Here is a 1,356-nt window from a genome sequence, read left to right as displayed (position 1 = left end):
CAGATGTTCCACGCCGACACCAGGACCCTGCCCGCGGGCGAATGGACGTTCTCAGGCTCGAAAGGGCTCAAAGTAACGCAGCGTTTCGACAAGGAAACCGTGGACCTCACGTGGGTCTACGCGTATCCCGAAGAATTGCAGGACCTCGAGGTCGAGCTATGGCGCATCGAGGGCGAGATTCCTCCGGGCCAAAGCGTCACGCTCCGGCATGAACTCGAGATTCAGCCTGCAGGGTAACGTTCGAGCCCTGAAGAGGCAAAACACACGCCGCCCGGGAGTCACGGGTTCCGGGCGGCATCCTTTTTGTCGAGTTACCGGCGCTCGATAGCCAGCAAGGCGTTGGCGGCGCTGATCCGCACGTCGGTGTCTTTGTCGTCCAGCAATCTCAGCAGGACGGGGACATCGTCCGCGTCTCCACGCAGCGCCATCGCTTCGCCGAACTGGTACCGCTCGGACTTCTCCTGGCTCTCCGCATAGGGCCTGAGGAGGGTCTTGATTCCCGCCTGTTCCGATTTATCCGCGTGCGCCAGCCAGGCGATGAGGAGGTTAAGCCGCGCGGGCGACTTCTCGGGTTCCGCCAACGCCGTGTTCCGCACGCGGGCGAGGGTCCGCTCATCCAGCTTCGGGGCAAAGCGGAGGGCATAACCGGCCGTGTCGCGTACGTCGTCGTCGTACGAGCCCAGCAGCGCGGCCAGGTATTCGGCATCCTCGGCGGCGCCGGTATTGGCAAGGATCAGGCGCGCATAGGCGGCGATGGGCGTGTCTGCCTGGGTGGCGGCGTTAAGGAGCTGTGTCGAGCGTTTCGCATCGCCGAGCTTGCCCAGCGTCTCGGCGGCGTGCAGGCGGTCAGGGCCGTCCAGGTCGAGAAAAGCGACACGTATGCGTTGAACGTAGCGCTCGCGCTCGGCGGCGTCCTCTTGCGCCTGGGCCAGTACCCGCCACACGCCGATACGGTGTTTGGGCGGACTGTTCTCGGCCTCGGGCTGGAAGACGCTCTCGACGCCCTCGGAAAGCCCGTTTCGCAAAAGGGCCTCCCCGGCATGCACCCGTACCCATTCGGTTTCGTTGCGCAACGCGTCACGGAGGATTGTGGCGGCACGGTCGTGAACCTCGGAGCTGACCTGCGCCGCCGCCACCGGCGCAAGCGCGGCGCCACACACGGTTATTCCCAAGATTAGTCCCCGGATACCTCTCATAGCTCCTCTCCCCCATGTCTGAACACGTGTCCTGCTTGAACTCCCGCGTATCCTGACAGGTCCTTGTGGGACCTTCAAGGCCGATAAAGAGAACCATCAGAGAGTGCCCCGGGCCATCGGCAAGGGCGAATATCGACCGCCGTGGACGGTGCGGAATGCC

At 64.2% G+C, this 1,356-nt stretch carries 2 protein-coding genes; one reads left to right on the top strand and one right to left on the bottom strand.

Annotated elements, in window-relative coordinates:
* The coding region (locus tag PLJ71_22595; GenBank protein HQM51477.1) for a hypothetical protein at positions 1-237 on the top strand (237 nt) is incomplete at its 5' end.
* Between the two features lie 74 nt (positions 238-311).
* Here PLJ71_22595 and PLJ71_22590 read toward each other — a convergent pair.
* Positions 312-1,196 carry a hypothetical protein gene (locus PLJ71_22590; protein HQM51476.1) on the bottom strand — a complete coding sequence of 295 codons (885 nt, stop codon included), beginning with the start codon at positions 1,194-1,196 and terminating at the stop codon, positions 312-314.
* Between the last annotated feature and the right edge of the window lie 160 nt (positions 1,197-1,356).

The sequence above is a fragment of the Candidatus Hydrogenedentota bacterium genome (assembly GCA_035416745.1).
Taxonomy (GTDB): Bacteria; Hydrogenedentota; Hydrogenedentia; order Hydrogenedentales; family SLHB01; genus UBA2224.
The sequence above is the reverse complement of the archived record's forward strand: the minus strand, read 5'-3'. Positions and strand labels throughout refer to the sequence as shown.

Coding starts and splice junctions, on each gene's coding strand:
- PLJ71_22590 (HQM51476.1), bottom strand. CDS start 1,196: ATGAGAGGTATCCGGGGACTAATCTTGGGAATAACCGTGTGTGGCGCC.